The 18,039-nt window shown below is 64.0% G+C and carries 18 protein-coding genes; 12 read left to right on the top strand and 6 right to left on the bottom strand.

Features of this window, described 5'->3' with window-relative positions; all coding sequences use genetic code 11:
- The first annotated feature begins 126 nt into the window (after positions 1-126).
- From JHD73_RS08565 to JHD73_RS08545, 5 genes are all read left to right on the top strand, one after another.
- The gene (locus JHD73_RS08565) at positions 127-537 is read left to right on the top strand and encodes a DUF2946 domain-containing protein (protein ID WP_199029739.1); all 411 of its coding nucleotides are present in this window, start codon (positions 127-129) and stop codon (positions 535-537) included.
- A gap of 95 nt (positions 538-632) precedes the next feature.
- Positions 633-2,951: a TonB-dependent receptor gene (locus JHD73_RS08560; RefSeq protein WP_199029737.1), complete on the top strand. Its 2,319-nt coding sequence runs from the start codon at positions 633-635 to the stop codon at positions 2,949-2,951.
- Positions 2,939-4,213, top strand: coding sequence for a sialidase family protein (locus JHD73_RS08555; protein WP_199029735.1), 1,275 nt, complete (start codon positions 2,939-2,941; stop codon positions 4,211-4,213). The genes JHD73_RS08560 and JHD73_RS08555 overlap by 13 nt, the downstream gene beginning before the upstream one ends.
- Positions 4,210-4,716, top strand: a complete 507-nt coding sequence (locus tag JHD73_RS08550; protein ID WP_199029733.1) for a redoxin domain-containing protein — start codon at positions 4,210-4,212, stop codon at positions 4,714-4,716. The genes JHD73_RS08555 and JHD73_RS08550 overlap by 4 nt, the downstream gene beginning before the upstream one ends.
- Positions 4,717-4,785: 69 nt before the next feature.
- A complete protein-coding gene (locus JHD73_RS08545) occupies positions 4,786-5,490 on the top strand; it encodes a hypothetical protein (protein ID WP_199029730.1) in 705 nt (234 codons plus the stop codon).
- A 284-nt stretch (positions 5,491-5,774) separates the two neighbouring features.
- Here the strand turns inward: JHD73_RS08545 and JHD73_RS08540 are convergent, their stop codons facing one another.
- Both JHD73_RS08540 and JHD73_RS08535 read right to left on the bottom strand, forming a co-directional pair.
- On the bottom strand, positions 5,775-6,062 hold the full coding sequence (locus JHD73_RS08540) for a hypothetical protein (RefSeq protein ID WP_199029728.1): 288 nt from the start codon (positions 6,060-6,062) through the stop codon (positions 5,775-5,777).
- 17 nt (positions 6,063-6,079) lie between these two features.
- Positions 6,080-6,838, bottom strand: a complete 759-nt coding sequence (locus tag JHD73_RS08535; RefSeq protein ID WP_199029726.1) for a sulfite exporter TauE/SafE family protein — start codon at positions 6,836-6,838, stop codon at positions 6,080-6,082.
- Positions 6,839-6,973: 135 nt separating this feature from the next.
- Here JHD73_RS08535 and JHD73_RS08530 point away from each other — a divergent pair, with 135 nt between their 5' ends.
- The 3 genes from JHD73_RS08530 (at position 6,974) to JHD73_RS08520 (ending at position 10,346) form a co-directional block, all read left to right on the top strand.
- The gene (locus tag JHD73_RS08530) at positions 6,974-7,858 is read left to right on the top strand and encodes a LysR substrate-binding domain-containing protein (RefSeq protein WP_199029724.1); all 885 of its coding nucleotides are present in this window, start codon (positions 6,974-6,976) and stop codon (positions 7,856-7,858) included.
- 94 nt (positions 7,859-7,952) lie between these two features.
- A complete protein-coding gene (locus tag JHD73_RS08525) occupies positions 7,953-8,510 on the top strand; it encodes a hypothetical protein (protein WP_233176848.1) in 558 nt (185 codons plus the stop codon).
- A gap of 147 nt (positions 8,511-8,657) precedes the next feature.
- Positions 8,658-10,346: an AMP-binding protein gene (locus tag JHD73_RS08520; RefSeq protein ID WP_199029722.1), complete on the top strand. Its 1,689-nt coding sequence runs from the start codon at positions 8,658-8,660 to the stop codon at positions 10,344-10,346.
- 93 nt (positions 10,347-10,439) lie between these two features.
- Here JHD73_RS08520 and JHD73_RS08515 read toward each other — a convergent pair whose 3' ends face one another.
- Complete coding sequence (locus JHD73_RS08515) at positions 10,440-10,781, bottom strand: DUF1488 family protein (protein ID WP_031328709.1); 342 nt, start codon at positions 10,779-10,781, stop codon at positions 10,440-10,442.
- An 886-nt stretch (positions 10,782-11,667) separates the two neighbouring features.
- Here JHD73_RS08515 and JHD73_RS08510 point away from each other — a divergent pair.
- The gene (locus JHD73_RS08510; RefSeq protein ID WP_199029720.1) at positions 11,668-12,744 is read left to right on the top strand and encodes a hypothetical protein; all 1,077 of its coding nucleotides are present in this window, start codon (positions 11,668-11,670) and stop codon (positions 12,742-12,744) included.
- 24 nt (positions 12,745-12,768) lie between these two features.
- On the opposite strand, the gene JHD73_RS29500 is transcribed toward JHD73_RS08510, so the two are convergent.
- Positions 12,769-12,897 carry a hypothetical protein gene (locus JHD73_RS29500; RefSeq protein WP_269848268.1) on the bottom strand — a complete coding sequence of 43 codons (129 nt, stop codon included), beginning with the start codon at positions 12,895-12,897 and terminating at the stop codon, positions 12,769-12,771.
- Between the two features lie 457 nt (positions 12,898-13,354).
- On the opposite strand from JHD73_RS29500, the gene JHD73_RS08505 reads away from it, so the two are divergent.
- Entirely contained in the window at positions 13,355-13,501 is a 147-nt protein-coding gene (locus JHD73_RS08505; RefSeq protein WP_167313284.1) for a hypothetical protein, read from the top strand.
- 129 nt (positions 13,502-13,630) lie between these two features.
- Here JHD73_RS08505 and JHD73_RS08500 read toward each other — a convergent pair whose 3' ends face one another.
- Complete coding sequence (locus JHD73_RS08500) at positions 13,631-14,257, bottom strand: FMN-dependent NADH-azoreductase (RefSeq protein ID WP_199029718.1); 627 nt, start codon at positions 14,255-14,257, stop codon at positions 13,631-13,633.
- 127 nt (positions 14,258-14,384) lie between these two features.
- Between JHD73_RS08500 and JHD73_RS08495 the strand changes: the two genes are divergently transcribed.
- Together JHD73_RS08495 and JHD73_RS08490 are read left to right on the top strand one after the other, a co-directional pair.
- Positions 14,385-15,335, top strand: a complete 951-nt coding sequence (locus JHD73_RS08495; protein WP_199029716.1) for a LysR family transcriptional regulator — start codon at positions 14,385-14,387, stop codon at positions 15,333-15,335.
- Between the two features lie 87 nt (positions 15,336-15,422).
- Complete coding sequence (locus tag JHD73_RS08490; protein WP_199029714.1) at positions 15,423-16,997, top strand: MDR family MFS transporter; 1,575 nt, start codon at positions 15,423-15,425, stop codon at positions 16,995-16,997.
- A 3-nt stretch (positions 16,998-17,000) separates the two neighbouring features.
- Here JHD73_RS08490 and JHD73_RS08485 read toward each other — a convergent pair whose 3' ends face one another.
- The gene (locus tag JHD73_RS08485; RefSeq protein WP_199029712.1) at positions 17,001-17,897 is read right to left on the bottom strand and encodes an oxygenase MpaB family protein; all 897 of its coding nucleotides are present in this window, start codon (positions 17,895-17,897) and stop codon (positions 17,001-17,003) included.
- Positions 17,898-18,039: the final 142 nt, after the last annotated feature.

The following is an 18,039-nucleotide window of genomic DNA, read 5'->3' as shown; positions in this document are numbered from 1 at the left end:
ATTAAGGATAAATCCGGACGGACTGCAACCGGATCGACACAGTTTGTGCATGCGCGACAGTACGTCGCAGGCAAAACGGGGAACCATGTGCAGCGCTATACTCCCCGGACTCCACCGTCCCACCCCATGCTCCATCGCCGCTGGCTCGCTCTCGTCTGGCTTGCGATCGTACTGAATGTACTGTCGCCGGTGCTCGCTTCCGCACGCGCGGCAGCCACGGGCACGCTCGCCATTGACCTGTGCAGCGCAACGGCACCGCATGGCAGCACGGTACAGGTGTCCATTGACCTGCAAGGCAATGGCTCCAACGATCCGTCCGGTGATCCGGCTGCCCACCACAGCGTGGCGCACTGCTTGTATTGCCCGGGGTTTGCCGCCGGGTTTGCGCTGGCCTCGCCGCCGGCGCTGGATGTTCCTACCGCCCATTTCATCTATCGCGTGCGGCAGCCGGCCAGCCCGGCACCCGTGTATGCGCGCAGTGCGCTGCGCGTGGCCGAGTCGCGCGCGCCTCCTGCATCTCCGTCGTTGTCGATCTGATGCGCCTGCGGGGTTGAGCCTCGCGGCGCCTTTGCGTCTGGCCGCACGCATGTTCGTGTTCATGGCCGGCGCCATCGCAATCCGGAGACCACCCGATGTCATTCCACAAGCGCGCTGCGGCTGCCCGCCCCAAGCGCTCGCTGATGTGCCGTGCTGCGCTCGCCTTGAGCGCAGCGGCACCGCTGTCCACTTTTGCCGCCGACGATACTGCGCAGGCCCCCGCGCTCGTCGCCCAGGAACTCGCGCCCACCGTGGTGCGCGCCAACGCCGCACCCGCGCCATTCGCCCGTAACACGCCTGCCGTGGTGCAGACCGTCACCGCTGACCAACTGGCCGACCGCAACGTCGTCACCACCGAAGACGCCGTCAAGTACCAGCCCAATGTGATGGTGCGCCGCCGCTTCATTGGTGATCGCAACTCCATCTTTGCCGGCCGCGATTTCAACGAGATCCAGAGCGCACGCGGCCTGCTGTATGCCGACGGCATCCTGCTCTCGAACTTGCTGGGCTCCAGCTACAGCTATCCGCCGCGCTGGTCAATGGTCGGGCCGGATGATTTGGCGCGCGTCGATATTTTGTATGGACCGTTCTCGGCGTTGCTGCCAGGCAACTCGATGGGCACGACCATCTCGATGACGTTGCGCAAGCCCGAGACCTTCGAGGCCGCGGCGCAGACGCAGGTGATGAGCCAGCGCTTCAGCGATGCGTACGGGTTCTCGCGCAACGTCACCGGCAACCACGAGAGCGCATCGCTGGGCGATCGCATCGGCAAGTTCTGGTACGCGCTGTCGGTCGACCGGCTGGAGAACGACAGCCAGCCGATGCAGTACGCCACGCCCAATTCCAGGTTCACCCCGGGGGGCACGCCAGTGCCTGTGACGGGCGCCAAGCAAGACCTCGGTCCCAATGGCCTGCCGCGCGTGATTCTCGGGCCGCAGATGCTGGAGCGCACGCAGCAACTGCAAGAGACGCTGCGCATGGGCTATGTCTTCAGCGACAGTCTCGAGGCTTCACTCACGCTCGGCCACTGGGAGAACCATTACAACGATCAGGCTCTGAGCTTCCTGCGCGATGCGGCCGGCAACGTCGTCACGGGTGGCAACGTGCTCATCAACGGTACGCCGTACACCATCGCCCAGAACAGCTTCGCCCCGCAGAACGGCGACCAGGAAAACTGGCTCTATGGCCTGGGGGTCAAGGGCAAGCTGGGTGGCTGGAAGATTGACGCCAACGCGTCGGCCTACAACGTCACGCGCGACATCCTGCGTGCTTCCAACACGGCTGCCGGCAACGGCCCCGGCACGGTGTTCTACGGCGATGGCACGGGCTGGTCCAACTTCGACGTGAAGGCCATCTCGCCCACGGTGTCCGGCCACACTTTCACTACCGGCTACCACTACGACCAGTATCACCTGCGCAACCAGACGTTCAATGCGACGAACTGGTCGACCGAGGCACTCTCAACGCTCAAGTCCAGCTACCAGGGTGATACACAGACGCAGGCCGTCTTCCTGCAGGACGCGTGGGCTTTTGCGCCGCGCTGGCTGGCAACGCTCGGCCTGCGCTATGAAAGCTGGCGTGCCTACAACGGCCAGCTCGGCAATGGCGGCACCACGCTGGGCTATGCCAGCCGCACCGAAGACGCGTTCAGCCCCAAGGCCGCGTTGCAATGGCAGGCCACGCAAGACACGTTACTGCGCCTGTCGTATGGCCGTGCGGTGCGCTTCCCGACGGTGGCGGAGTTGTTCCAGGGCACGATCAGCGGCAACACCATCGTCAACAACGACCCGAACCTCAAGCCCGAGCGTGCCAACGATTTCGACTTCACCGTCGAGCAGGCCGTGCCCTACGGCACGCTGCGCACCAGCCTGTTCCAGAGCGACGTGCGCGACAGCATCTACACGCAGACCAACATCCTGGTCACGCCCAACGTGACCAACGTGCAGAACGTCGACCGCGTGCGCACGCGTGGTATCGAACTGGCCTATTCGGGGCAGAACGTGCTGCATGACTTGGGCGTGCGCGGTGTCGACGTGGAAGCCAATGTGGCCTTCACGCAATCTAAAACGCTGGCCGATGCCGCCAACCCCACCTACGTCGACAAGACCTGGCCGCGTATGCCGCGCGTACGCGCCAACCTATTCGCGAGTTGGCATGCCACGCCGGACTGGACGGTGGGCGCGGGTGTACGCTATTCGGGCCGGCAATACGGCACGCTCGACAACACCGATGTGCTGCCCAACGTCTATGGCGGCACCAGCAGCTTCTTCACGGTGGATCTGAAAGCCAGCTATCGCATCGACAAGCACTTCACGCTGGCGCTTGGCGTCGACAACCTGACCGATCGGAAGTATTTCGTGTACCACCCGTATCCGTCGCGCACGTTCTATGGGCAACTGAAATGGCGTCTGTAATGCACTCGATTTCTCAGCTGTCCCGATGGGCGGCAGGTCTTCTGCTGGCGTTGGCAAGCACCCTGGCCCCGGCACACGAAGGGCACGAGCACGGTGGCATGGCCGGCAAGGCCGCTGCCAAGCCGCAACTCGCCACCACGGCCGCGTTCGACAAAGCGGGCAAGCTGTGGGTGACCTGGGCCGAGGGGCAGCACGTGGTGGTCGCTTCGTCCGATGACCTGGGCAAGACGCTCTCCAAGCCGCAGCGCATCAACCCGCAGCCTGAGCCGATCTACACCGACGGCGAGAACCGGCCGAAGGTGATCGCCAGCCCAGATGGCGCGCTATACGTGAGCTGGTCGCGCCCGCTCGATGCGCCATACACGGGCTACGTGCGCTTCTCGCGCTCGCTGGACGGCGGCAGGACGTGGAGCGCGCCCATCATCGTTCACCACGATCGCCAGCCGATCACACACCGCTTTGACTCGATTGCGGTGGACGGCGCGGGCCGCATCTTCGTCACGTGGATCGACAAGCGCGACTTGCTGCGCGCGCAGGCGGCAAAGCAGCCGTATGACGGTGCGGCGGTGTACTACACCGTCTCTACCGACCGGGGCGCAACGTTCGCGCCTGAGCGCAAGGTCATCGACCAGACCTGCGAGTGCTGCCGCATTGCGCTGGCGCCGGATGCCAACGGCCACATGCTGGCGCTGTGGCGCAACGTGTTTGCCGGGCAGATTCGCGATCACGCGCTGGCGACCCTGCCCGTCGACAACACGCCGTTTGCCATCACGCGTGCGACGTTCTCCGAGTGGCGTGTGGATGCGTGCCCGCACCATGGTCCAGCGTTGGCTGTGACAGCCGATGGTGTACGGCACATGGCGTGGTTCTCGGTGCAGCAGGACAAGCCGGCGCTGTTCTACAGCCGTCTCTCGGCGGACGGCCGGCCGATTGGCGGTGCCTGGGCATTTGCGGGTTCCGCGCAAGCGGGTGCGCAGGCATCGCACCCGACGCTGCTCGCCACCGATGGCGTGCTGTGGCTCGTCTGGAAGCAGTTTGCCGACGACCACATGCAGATCCTGCTGCGCAAGTCGACCGACGGCGGCGCACATTGGACAGCGCCGGTCAGCCTGGCAAGCACCGATGGCGGCAGCGACCATCCGCAACTGCTCGCGCGCGATGGTCACATCTATCTGTCGTGGCGCACGCAGGCCGAAGGCTATCGGCTGATCGACGTAACCAGCGCCGTTCCCGCCAACGCGACGCTGGAGGCTGCGCTATGAGCATCCGCTTGAAGACGTTGGCGATGGGGGTGGCACTCTTTGCTGCCGCTATCACCGCGCAGGCGGCCGAAGCGCTGCACTTCCAGCCGCTGCATGCGCGTGATGTGCCGACGCTGTTGCAGACGCCGCGCGCTCGCCCGCTCATCGTCGAGATCTGGTCGCTCGATTGCAGTTATTGCCGTGAGAACATCGGCCGTATCGCGCAATGGCGGCACACTGCCAAACAGAACGTGGATGTGGTGATGGTGGCGATGGACGGCCCGGAACAGGCCGACATGATGAACCGCGCGCTGGCGCCACTGGCGCGTGATAGCAAGATCGGCCTCGCGCGCACGCCGCAATACGCCAATGCCGAGGCCATGCCCGAGCGCATGCGTGCCGCGCTGGACCCCGGCTGGCAAGGCGAGATGCCGCGCACGATCATCCTGCGTGCCGATGGCACGCGCCACGCATCAAGCGGCCTGCTTACGCCAGAAACCTTGGATGCGGCGCTCGCACACTAAGCTCTCTTAACCTAGCGGGAGGCGCGCTCTGAAATAATCCCGGCCCCAATTCAACAACAAGGCAGGGAAATGAGCGTTCTCAATAAGGTCGAAAGTGGTTATCTGCAACTGATGCGGATTCTGGTGCTGGCGCTGGCAACGGTCGTGCTGGTGGGCGTGGTGTTGCTGGGCGTGAACGCGGTGAGCGACTACAACGCCAAGCCGGCGCCTGTCTCGGAAGCCATCGACATCAAGGCCTCGGCCTTCAAGCTCGACGACGAAGCGGCAGAGGGTGCGAGCGATGACGCTGCCAAGCCGCATCCCGGTGCGGCCAAGCTGGAAGCGGCACTGGCTGACGTCATCAACAAGCATGGCAAGGCGTTGCTGGGTGCATCGTTCCAGTTCGACAAGGCGGAAGTGCATGAACTGGTGGTCGGTGCGCTGGAAGACCCCGACCAGGGCGAGCCGTTCCTGACCTCGCAAACGGCGTATCTGGACCAAGTGCTGGGCCGTGCCGACGTGGCCAAGCAAGCCAAGACGAGCGAAGCGTTCTACGCGATCGTCAACAAGGTGTTTGTGGACTACCACATGGCCTACGCCACCGAGAAGGAGCGCATCTCCAACGCGAAGGATGAAGCCAAGCTGGATGCCAGCGGCAAGCGCTCGGGCGTCTATATCTCGCTGTACATGATTGCCGCACTGTTCTCGGCGTTCATCATGCTGGTGATGCTGATCGTGCAGATCCGCATCGAGCGCAGCATCCGCGTGATGTCGGAAGCCAACGCCCGCGCTTGAGAGCATCCGTCGGTCAGGTGGTCGGCTGAGACGCGTCCCTTATCGGGAGTGTGAACAGTCCTTAAAGAAAACGGCGCGGACCCCCCTCGTTGTTGGGGTATGGCAGGGGACGTGTACTTTTTATAATGGCCTCGCTTTGTGAATTCCGGCGCATTGCTCGTTCACAAAGCACACCCGACCATCTTTCGTCGTCAAAGGCTGAAGATGTTAAGCCCGCTCGCCCCCCGGCCCGCGGGCTTTTTCTTTGCCCGGTCCACGCCGCGGGGGCGGATGATAACGCGCCTTCAACGCGTTGTCGCGTGCGACGAAGTGGGGTATGCGACCGGCCGTTCCGTTTTGCTGGAAGCCGAGCCCAGGCCGACGGCAATCGCAGCGAGCAGGACGGCGATACCGCGCGCGATATAGAACACCGTTTGTGCGCCGGCCATTTCCGGCTCTGGAGGCGCTGCTTCGTTGGGTCGGGTATGCCAAGCAGCGTGCGTGGCGTGGCGCGGGAGGTGCATCGGCATCGCATCGCGATGCGCGCGCGGTGCGCGTGTACGGTGGGTCGGATGAGGCTGCATGTCTGACATGGCGGTTCTCCTCATGCTCAAGCGTGGGACCAGGCGCGCCAGAACAGCAACGCCGTCATCGAAAAGCCGAAGGTCGAAATCAACGCCCGTACGACTGGCACGGGCAGGCGCTTGCCGACGTGCGCCCCCAGATAGCCGCCCAGTGCAGCGGCCACCAGCATGATCAGCGTCTGGGGCCACCAGACCATTCTGGCCAGGGCGAAGCAGAGCACGGCCACCAGATTGGTGGCACCCACCAGCAGCGTGCGCGAGGCATTCAGTGCTTTGATGTCGTCGTGGCCGAACAGTGCCCAGACCGCCACCATCATGATCCCCACCGCGCCGCCAAAGTAACCGCCGTAGATGGCCAGCCCGCCTTGGGCGACCAGCAGCATCGTCCGGTTGATCTGTACGCGCTGTCGTAGCCACGCCCCGGCCTGCTTGCCGAACGTGAACGCCAGCGTGCCTACCAGCAACAGCCACGGCACGATGAAATCGAATGCCCGCGAGGACGTGTTCATCAGCAGCAGCGCGCCCGCCAAGCCACCAACTAGGCTGACCGCCACCATGGCACGCATCGAGACCTGCTCGAACCCGCGATAGTCACTCCGATACGCCCACGCAGAAGTGGCCGCACCGGGCAGCAGCGCAACCGTGCTCGATGCATTGGCTGCAACCGACGGCACGCCGGCAAACATGAGCGCGGGCAGGGTGACGAACGAGCCGCCGCCCGCCAAGGCATTCATCATGCCGGCGAGCAGGCCCGCGCCAAACAGCAGCAGCGTGGCGGATTCCATTTGGGGGCGAGAAATGTGTTGGGGTGTTGCGTTGGAAGATGCCTCAGTTTCTGCCACTGGCGACCCCGCCACAATCTGCGATACATTGATCCAGCCTCAGGGTAAGACTGAGGCTAAAGCCAATTTCACCTCGCCATGCGCTTCGACCTGACTGATTTGCGACTTTTTCTGCATACCGCCGAGGCTGGCAGCATGACCGCCGGCGCCGAGCGTTCGCACTTGACGCTGGCTTCCGCCAGCGCGCGTATCCGTGGCATGGAGGAAACCTTGGGCGCGCCGCTGCTGACGCGCAACCGGCGCGGTGTGGAAACCACCGCTGCCGGCCGAACGCTGGCGCACCACGCGCGCGTCGTTTTGCAGCAAATGGATCGTATGCGCGGCGAGCTGGGCGAATACGCGCGAGGGCTGAAGGGCTACGTGCGGCTGCTGTCCAACACGGCTGCCATGACCGAGTTTCTGCCCGAAACACTGAGCGCCTTCCTGGCTGCCCACCCCGAGGTCGACATCGACCTGGAAGAGCTGGTCAGCCATGAAATTGTTGAGGCGATTGCACAGGGGCGGGCCGACATCGGCATCGTCAACGATGCGGTGGATCTATCGGGGCTTGAGACGTTTCCATTTCGCCACGACCGCCTTGTGCTGGTCACTGCGCGTGATCATCCGTTGGCCGAGCGCCGCGAACTGGCTTTCGTCGAGACATTGCAGGAGGCCTTTGTCGGCCTGACCGGCGATAACGCACTGCAGGCTTATCTGGCGGGCCATGCTGCGCGTGCTGGCTATCGGCTCAAGTATCGCGTGCGGTTGCGCAGCTTTGATGCGGTGTGCCGGATGGTGGAGCGCAACGTGGGTGTCGGCGTGATTCCCGAGCACGCGGCCATCCGGCTGCAGCGCTCAATGGGGATTCGCCGCGTGCGCTTGACCGACGCCTGGGCGACACGCCTGCTGCGTATCTGCGTGCGCAGTTTTGATGACCTGCCGGTCTTCGCGCGGCAACTGATCGAGCATTTGCGCGAGGCCTGAGCGTGGTGCCCGTCCGTCATTCGGAGGAGGAGCGCTGTTTGAACTCGCGCCGGTGAAAACGCGTCGGTACACTGCAAAAACAGTTGCGGGACGCATGGAAGACGTGCGGCACCGCACCAACCTTCCGCTCATGGAGCACATCATGGCTTCTGCCGGTGTTCCCCCGATTGGCCTGCTGCACGCCGCGCGTGCACTGCGTATCTATCGGCGCCACGAGATCAACGCGCTGGCGTGGATCGCGCTGGGCGTGTGCCTGCGCAGCCCGGCGCCAATGGCGGCGCTCAGCGTCGCGCTGCTGATCGTCTGCGCATGGACGTTGACCCGGCATATCCAGCATCTCAAGCCCCTGTATGAACTGCCGGTGTTCAGCCGCGTGCTGACACACAGCGGCATGGCATTCGCGGCCATCAACGCAGCGCTGCTGGCGGTGGAGCTGGCAACGGGCGCCGGGCGTGGAGCGTGGTTCGACGCCGATGGCTGGCTGGAACCCGCCTGGCCACAGATCCTGCCGGGCATGTCGGGCACGATCGAGTTGATGCTGGTCTGCGCACAATGGGCCGCCGTGCTGGGTGCGGTGGCTGCGGCCACGGCCTGGGCATGGCTGAGTCTGGGTGGTGGTCGTTTTCTTCGCTTTCCGCCGCGCTCGCAATGAGCCGATGAGCATGTGGCCCGGGTGTTCCCGGGCTGGTCTGGTGGAGACTTTCCTTCTATAAGTGGGTGTGGCAGTTGCTGGTGCGTTTTTTAAGCGCCCGGACCGAGTTGTCCAAATAGGCGTGCAATCCAATCACAGGAGACAGGCATGACCTCGCTGGATGCATTCCTGCGGTGCCGCGATTTTCTGCTCGCGCACCGTGAGGACTACGACACCGCCGTACGCGATTTCGCATGGCCTGTGCTGGATCGCTTTAACTGGGCGCTCGATTATTTCGACGCCATGGCGCGCGGCAACAACGCGATCGCCCTCTGGGTGCTCGACGACCAGGGCAACGAAACACGCCTGTCGTTTGCGCAGATGGCCGAGCGTTCCGCCCGCGTGGCCAACCACTTGCGCGCGCTGGGCGTGCAGCGCGGAGATCGCGTCCTGCTCATGCTCGGCAATGTGCCCGCGCTGTGGGATGTGATGCTCGCCAGCATCAAACTTGGGACTGTCATCATTCCCGCAACGACGCTGCTGACGGCCGAAGACCTGCGCGAGCGCATTGCTATGGGCGACGTGCGGCACGTGATCGTGGGTGGGGCGGATTGCGCCAAGCTCGATGCCGTGTCGGGCACCTTTACGTGCATCGCAGTGGGTACGGACAAGGCGCCTGCAGGTTGGCACCGCTTTGAAGATGCCTACGGCGCCGCGCCCGAGTTCACACCTGACGCGCCAACGCAGGCGAGCGATCCGCTGCTGCTGTATTTCACCTCCGGTACCACTTCCAAGCCCAAGCTGGTGATGCACACGCACGCGAGCTATCCAGTGGGGCATCTTTCCACGCTGTACTGGATTGGTCTGCGCCCGGGCGATGTGCACTGGAATATCAGTTCGCCCGGCTGGGCCAAGCACGCCTGGAGCTGCTTCTTCGCGCCGTGGAATGCCGGTGCCACCGTGTTCGTCTACAACTACGCGCGCTTTGACGCCAAGGCCACGCTCGATGTGCTATGCCGTGCCAAGGTCACCACGCTGTGCGCACCGCCCACGGTGTGGCGCATGTTGATCCAGGAAGACCTGGTGGCCTGGAAGCCCGCGCTGCGTGAACTCGTTGGCGCAGGCGAGCCGCTCAACCCCGAGGTGATTGAGCGTGTTCGCGCGGCCTGGGGCATCACGATCCGGGATGGCTACGGCCAGACCGAGACCACCTGCCAGGTCGGCAACAGCCCGGGGCAGCCGGTCAAGCCGGGCTCGATGGGCCGGCCGCTGCCAGGCTATCAAATCACCTTGCGCGACCCTGACGGCAACGAAGCCAGCGAGGGAGAGATCTGCATCGAATTGAAATCACGTCCGCTGGCGTTGATGGCGGGCTATGCCGGCAATGCCGAAAAAACGGCTGAGGCCATGCGCGGTGGCGTGTATCACACCTCCGACATTGCTGCGCGCGATGCGAACGGCTACCTCACCTACGTTGGCCGTGCCGACGATGTGTTCAAGGCGTCGGACTATCGCGTGAGCCCGTTCGAGCTGGAGAGCGTGCTGATCGAGCACCCTGCCATCGCCGAGGCCGCCGTCGTACCGAGTCCCGACCCCGTGCGGCTGGCCGTGCCGAAAGCCTTCTTGGTGCTGCGTGCCGGGCACGAGCCTGGGCCCGAACTGGCGCGCGACATCCTGCGCTTCTGCCAGAGCCGGCTGGCTTCTTACAAGCGCGTGCGGCGCATCGAGTTTGCGGATTTGCCCAAAACCATCTCGGGCAAGATCCGGCGCGTCGAATTGCGCCTGCGCGAAGCCGCTCGCCCTGAAACAGGCCGCAACGCTCAGGAATACTGGGAAGACGATTTTCCAGCGGATTGATACCGACGACGCCCGCACACCCGGTGCAGACAAGCATGCTGCCCCCCCGAGGCCGCATGCTTCGTACTGCGCGAGGCTGTTTGAGAAGGCTGTCTAGCGCGACGAACGCGGGACCAAACGCAGCTGGCGCGCGCGATCCAGGTCGTACGCCGGCACACCGCCATGCGGCAGCGATGCACGCGAAGCCGCCAGATCACGGCCGCGCACGATCACCGGGGCAAGCGCGCCCGCACGGATCAGATCCGATGCGGCCTGCTCGATCCAGTCGCGGTAGCTGCGATAGACGTCTTCGGCAGTGGCTTTTTGATGTGCGCAATCGCACAGCGACAGGGCTTCGGATGTGACAAAACAACTCACGACCTTGCCGTCGACGATGGCTTGGAAGAACAGGTCTCCCACAGACCTGAAAGTCTTACCGGTAAACGAGATGTTCATGATGCTCCCCCCAATGATCAGGCACGCTGCTTGGGCGGCGTGCCCCACATACCGCTTTCGCGGCGCATTGATCACATGCGGGAGCGTGGTTTCCGAAAGGAGGGAAGACGATGGTCCAGATACCCATACCATCTGGACGCAATTGACCCAGTGAAGCGGGTCGGACTATCCCTCGGTGCCGTTATGCGGTCTATCAATTCGGTGTTTGACGACAAATTCACTCTCGCGCTGCGACCTTCCCCGTACAGATGCTCTTCAATATTGTTATGGTCACCACAATCGCTGCAGCAGCACACGGCCGATACCAATTGCGATGGAAATCACCAGCAGCCAGAGCAAAATAACAGGAATACGTGTCGGCGGAAGGCGTGACGTTTGAAACAAGCGCCGTCGCGTTGGAATGACCTGCCAGTTGGCAGTGTGTCGTTCCCACCCCAAGCGGGCTGACAGTCCCACGCTTCCCCGTTTCATCGTTCCCATGGCTTGCTCCCGACAGCCTTGTTTTGCTGTGAATTTAGTTTTGTTTAATTCTGTTTTTCTTTGGTTGCATTCTAGGACACTCTACGCGGAGCGCTAGTGCGCCTTGGCATGATTTCTCTACTCCATTTGGCTCACGTCTGTGTGATCTAAGACCTAATGAGGGAGGGAATATGCTGAGGTGTTTTGGGTTGCGAAGGCGATTATCGGAGACGCAAACGCTTACGTTTCAAGCGAATCGGAGGCAAACCAGACAATCATCCCGCAAGGTGGGACGACTAGAGTCGTGCCCCATTTCCAACGCTCGGATGTTGCGGTGCGATGTCAACGTCACGAGGTAGGAAACGCCACCAACACGCGGTAGAGTGCTGGCGGCTACAAAACACCATAAAAAAGCAGGAAACCACACATGACGGAAGCAAAACGCGCCCGGAAGCCTCGGGCGCTGGCAGGGCTTGGCCACTGTTCGGCCGCCGTGCTGGCAGCCGTGGGGGCAGTCGGGGTCATTGGCATGACGGACGCGGCCTGTGCGCAGGAGCCGAGTCTGGCGACGCGCCGTGCCGCTGTTGAATCGACACTGGCGCACGCTGGTTATTGCCAGCGCCTGGGCGACTACTACTGGGAAATCGGCGACGCCAGCGGCGTGCTCATGCAAGGCCAGCAGGGTCAGCGCATTGGCGCTAACAAGACGGTGCGGCTCGCGTCTGCCTCCAAGTGGGTGTTTGGCGCCTACGTGGTCGAGCGCATGCGCGGCAAGCTCACGCCGGTCGAGATCGACGCGCTCACCATGCGCTCGGGCTATGACGCGCTCAATCCGCTCCTCTGCAATCGCAATGACACGGTGCAGAGCTGCTTCCGTCGTGGGCGCAACGATGCCTTCACACCGGGCCATGTTGGCCGGTTCAGCTACAACGGCGGTCATGACCAGAAGCTGCTGGTCGACCTCGGTTTGGGCAGCGCCGATGCGGCTACGCTTAGTGACGAATTGGATCGCGAGCTTGGCCACACGCCCGGCATGCGGGATGCCGACAAACCGCTCGGCATCAAGTACTTGGCGCCGGAGCCGGCTGGCGGCATGATCGCCACGCCGGCGGCGTACGGGCAGTTTCTGCGCCGGCTGATCCGGGGCGATTACCTGCTCGGCAAGATGCTCGGTCGGCATGCTGTATGCACCGAGCCCGGCAGTTGCCCCACCGCAGTGAGTACGCCCGCCGCGCTGCCGTGGCACTACGCGCTCAACTACTGGATTGAAGACCAGCCCGGCGGCGATCGGGCGTTCAGCTCACCCGGAGCGTTCGGCTTCTATCCGTGGGTCACCGCCGACAAGCGCTACTACGGCATGATCGTGCGCGAGACGCTTGCCCCGCGTGCCTACGTGCGCAGTGCGGCATGTGGCGCGCTGATCCGCAAGGCCTTTGCCGAGGGACGCGCACAGCAATCCCCCGCTGAGAACGAGCAAGCCGGCAGCGCCGACGCCGGTGACTGATCAGCCGGGCATATGCCCCGGCGATCAATAACCGCGGTAGTACGGGTGATAGTAGTGCGGGCCGTAGTAGCCGCCGGCCGGTACGACCACGCAGGCGCTCAGCGAGGCTGCGGCAGCAGCGGCAAGGATCAGTAGGGCAATCGTGCGTTTCATGATGAGGCTCCGGGTGTGTTGGTGGACTTGGCCTCACTCTATGGAAATGCCTCGCAACCGCGCTTTACCGTTTGTAAGCAAAACTGCGATGCCTGGGCTGCCAATCGACGGCTTGGGTTGTCGTTGCCGCGCTCGCGCATCGGCTGCCGTAACTTGCCGTTACCTTTGCGAGCAGACCGTGGAGCTGCGTATGTCGAAGAGACGCCGCGCCACGCCGATGCAGGCCTGTCAGGGGCACGCCACAACGTTCTACAAACTTATCGTCAATCTATTGACAGATTGCCGCGATAGGCAGGAAATACATCAAACAGCAAACGTTGGGCATTCAAGTCTGAAAACCCGGCGCCGATAGCTGTTCTTAGAGACATGTCAGGGCGCAACGACGCCCTGCGGGGACTACGCGATGCGCGCCAACCTGACCGCGCGCGTCGGCACTATGTGTTGGGGGGAACGCATCATGACGACTTTTCTGGAATCCACCATTGCCTGGGCTGTGCCGTGCCTGATCGCCACTGCGATTGTCGTGCCGGTGATGTGGCGCAAGTTGCGTACGCGCCGTGCCCTGGAAGCCATCCATCAGGCGCGCGAACACCGCGACGAATAAGCCACCGGGCCGGGCCTTTTCTGCATTCTGCTTGCCCATGCAAAACGGGCGCCGCATTGCTGCAGGCGCCCGTTTAGGCGTTGCAAGAATCCTCGGCGACGCGCTTTGTCGCGTCGCGCTTGGTTTCGCTTAGGCTGCCACGGTCTGGTTCACCACGTCGCGCATCGCAGTGTGTGCGGCTTCCATGGCTTGCGTACGGGCATCCGGGCCCATGGCCAGGCCTTCAGCGCGCACGAATTGCACGTCGGTAATGCCGAAGAAGCCGAACACCGCCTTCAGATAGGCTTCCTGAAAGTCCAACCCTGCGGCCGGACCGGTCGAATACACACCGCCGCGCGTCGACGCGACGATGACCTTCTTGCCGCCTGCCAGGCCAGCCGGGCCCTTTTCCGTGTACTTGAACGTACGGCCGGCTTGCGCCACGCGGTCAACCCAGGCCTTGAGCTGGCTCGGTACCGAGAAGTTGTACATGGGGGCGCCAACCACGATCACGTCGCTGGCGAGCAGTTCGTTGACCAGTGCTTCCGAGCGGGCGTGTTCAGCACGGGTGGCATCGTCAAAATCGTTGCTGCCCGTGGCACGGAAGCCAGCGGCAATGGCGCCGTCCAGGTGGGGGATGGCTTCCACGGCCAGGTCACGGCGGGCGACGATGGCGTCGGGGTTTTCACGGCGCAGTTCGTCGACGATGGCAGCGGTCAGGATGCGCGAGGCCGAAGCGTCGCCGAGGATGCTGGAATCGATGTGAAGGACTTGCATGGTGTCTCTCCAAGAAAAAGGTGGGTTGCTGCAAAGATAGTGCGGCGCACCAAGTTCCAGTAGTGGGTCGAATCGACACACATCGTTCTATGGGTGAGACAATGCGCGTGGATCTCGGAGAACGGCCATGGAAGACCTGAACGACCTCGTCCTGTTTGCCAGCGTAGTGACGCACGGCAGCTTTTCCGGCGCCGCGCGGGCATTGGGTATCCCCAAGTCGCGCGTGAGCCGCCGCGTGGCAGATCTGGAGGCGCGGCTGGGCGTGCGGCTGCTGCAGCGGTCAACGCGTGCGGTGCACGTCACCGATGTCGGCTCAGCGTTCTATGCGCATTGCGAGACCATGACCCAGGCCGCGCGCGCCGCTCTGGAAGTGGCCGAGCATGCTGGAGAGAAGCCCTCAGGCCGCTTGCGCGTGAGTTGCCCCGTGGGCGTGTCGAGCCTGTTTCTGGCACCGGTCATACCGAGATTCCTGCGTGCCCATCCGGACGTGCGCCTGGAGCTGGACGTGACCAACCGCCGGGTGGATGTGATTGGCGAGGGGTATGACGTGGCATTGCGCGTGCGCTCGACGCTGGACGATTCCAACCTGATCGTGCGGACCTTTGGTGTGAGCCATCAGGTGCTGGTCGCCAGCCCCGAGTTTGTGGCCGAGCACGGGCCGTTCGACACACCGGAATCACTGCAGGGTGTGGCCGGACTGTGGTTGGGGTCCCTCAGCGGTGAACGATCGCGCTGGCGCCTGACCGCGCCGGATGGTGCGGCCGTTGAGATCGAATGCCAAGCGGTGCTCGCCACCGATGACCTTCGCCTGCTCGGCCTGAGCGCCATCGGCGGCGTGGGGGTGGGGCGGCTGCCGTACAACGTGTGTGCTGAAGCGCTGCAGGAAGGCCGGCTCGTGCAATTGCTGGCCGACTACAAGCTGCAAACGCACCAGTTTCACGCGGTGTTTCCGTCGCGGCGCGGGCTGGTGCCGGCGGTGCGCGCATTTATCGAACTGCTGGCGGCGGAAATGCCCCCATTGACCGAAAAGGTGCTCACCCGCTGCTACGAGGGCGACGACGTCAACCTCAATCGTTGACGCTGCAACGAATTCGGATCGGCAGTATCATCAGGGGCTTCGTTCCTGCCTTTGTGTGACGCCTCCAGGGTGCTCGCACGCGTCTCCATGTCCTCCCGCCCGAACCTCGAATCGCCCACCCCCGATACCGCGACCACGCCGTTGGCCGCCTCGCTCGATGCACCGCCGGTGCCCGAGATTCCGGTGATGGTGGTGATGGGCGGCCTGATGCTCGCCATCTTGCTGGGCGCACTGGAGCAAACGATTGTCGCGGTGGCGTTGCCCGTCATCGCGGGGGAGTTCAACGGTTTTGCGCTGATGGCGTGGCTGGTATCGGCCTACCTCGTGGCCTCCACCGTGGTCACGCCCATCTACGGAAAGCTGAGCGATCTGTATGGCCGTCGCGCCATGCTGACGACGGCCATTGCGCTGTTCGTGCTGGCCTCGGTGGCGTGTGCGCTGGCGACCAGCATGCCGATGCTGCTGGTGGCGCGCGTGCTGCAGGGGCTCGGCGGCGGCGGGCTGATCTCGGTGGCTCAGGCCACCATTGCCGACGTGGTGCCGTTGCGCGAGCGCGGCCGCTACCAGGGCTACGTGAGCGGCATGTGGGCCATGGCCAGCCTGGCCGGCCCGGTGATCGGCGGCTACCTGACGCACTACCTGTCTTGGCGCTGGATCTTCTGGATCAACCTGCCGCTGGGACTCGTCGCATTGGTGGTGGTACGCCGCGCACTGCGACACCTGCCGGTGGCGCATCAGCGTCGCCCGATCGACGTGCCGGGTGTCGTGCTGTTTGCCGTGGGGTTGACCGCGCTGCTGATCATGATCACGCGCGTGGGCCAGGGCGTGCCGCTCATGCAGCCCGACAACCTCGGGCTGCTGGTGGGGGCGGTGGTGGTGCTGGGCGCCTTCGTCTGGCAGGAAAACCGCGCGGCCGAGCCGATCATTCCGCTGTCGATGTTCCGTGTGCGCACGGTCACGATCTGCTGCCTGGCGCTGTTCCTGTGCTTCTTCCAACTGATCGCCACGTCGGTGTTGATGCCGCTGCGCTTTCAGATGGTGGCGGGTGCCAGCCCCGATGCCGCCGCACTGCGTCTGGTGCCGCTTACGCTGTCGATTCCGTTTGGGGCCTTCCTTGCCGGCAAGTGGATGACGCACAGCGGCCGCTACAAGCCGCTGATGATCTGTGGTGCCTGCGTGGTGCCGTTTGCCGTGGCTTCACTGGGTTTGCTGGACCCGCACAGCGTGCTGGCTCTGACCTTGGCGATGATCGTGCTGGGCTTGGCGATTGGCGTGCAGTTCCCGACCGGGCTGGTGGCGACGCAGAATGCCGTCCCGCCGGAAACCGTGGGGCTGGCCACGGCGCTCACGGCGTTCTCACGCCTGCTGGGTGGCGCGGTGGGCGTGGCGGTGCTCACGTCGGTGCTGATCGCGCTGCTGCGTCAGGCCGCGCCAGAGGCGCAGGTGGCTGCTGGTGGGGATCTGCTGATGGATTTGTTCCACGCGGCGCTTGCCAGCAACAGTGCCAACGCACAAGCTTTGCAACGCGAGGGCGAGACGGCGTTCCGCCATCTGTTCTTCTTTGCTGCAGCCGTGTCGGTCATCTCGCCGCTGTTGATTGTGCGGCTTGAGGAAAAAGCGCTGCGCGGCAAGGTGTCAGTCGCGCACGCAGTGGTGGATTAATCGCTACGAAATGCTCGGCGCGAGTGCCCGGCGCCGGGCACGGCGCACGACGCTGCCGTCATGCAGCGCCCAGCGCAGCGTCGGCGCCACGGTGCGCATGGCAGCTGCGCTGAAGGCGGCGCGCAACGGTGGGCGCTCCAGTTGCAGCATCTGCGTGGCCCACGGCGGCAACAACTGGATGCCGGCGTCGAGAAAAAGGCGCACCGCCGGTTGCAGCCCCGGCCGTGGTGCCTGCCATGTCATCAAGACTTCCACCACGGCGCGGGTGCGATCGCTTGCCACCAGTTCGGCGCGCATCGCGTTCAGGTAAGCCTGCACCGCTGCGCGTGATTTCGGTACGTCGGCAGCGCCCAGCAGTTCGGCAATCAATGCGGTCTCTTCAAAGTAGCGGTCCTGATTGGCACCGCTCAGGCTGCCATCCACATAGCGCAGATAGCCCGCCAGGAAGCTCGACATTTCAGCCACGTGCACCCAGGTGAGCAGATCCGGATCGTTGGCGGAATAGGGGCGCCCATCGGGGGCAATGCCCTGGATGCGGCCGTGGATGACTTTGACGTGTTCGATCAGTGTCAGCGCGTCGTGCCGGCTGCCGTAGGTGGTGCCGGCCACGAACTGAGCGGTGCGGCCCAGGCGCCCTTGCAGGTCTTCTCGGAAGTTGGAGTGATCCCACACGCCGGCCAGGGCACGCGGGTGCAGCGCCTGCAGCAGCAAGGCACTGATGCCACCCGCCATCATCGATGGGAAGTCGGCATGGACCTGCCAGCAGACGGCATCTGGGCCGAACAGGCCGGGGTCGCCGGGCGGCGAGGCGATGTCGAGCGTGAGGCCACCGGTGGGGCGCGTCAGACCGCGGACCTGATTGGCGATGCGTTCGCGCAGCGTTGCAAGCGGGGAGAGCATGGTGCCGAATTGGTGCCGGATGGCGCGAGAGGTGAATGCCTCCATTTTAACGGGCGGCCCGGTCTCCCGCCGTGATGACAGAACGCCGCACGACCTGCCAGGCATGTGGATCGCTTGTTGCTGGGCCTGTTGCATTCGGCTC

The sequence above is a fragment of the Ralstonia sp. ASV6 genome (assembly GCF_016429285.1).
Taxonomy (GTDB): domain Bacteria; phylum Pseudomonadota; class Gammaproteobacteria; order Burkholderiales; family Burkholderiaceae; genus Ralstonia; species Ralstonia flaminis.
Note: the sequence above shows the minus strand (reverse complement) of the source record. Positions and strands in the feature narration are given on the sequence as shown.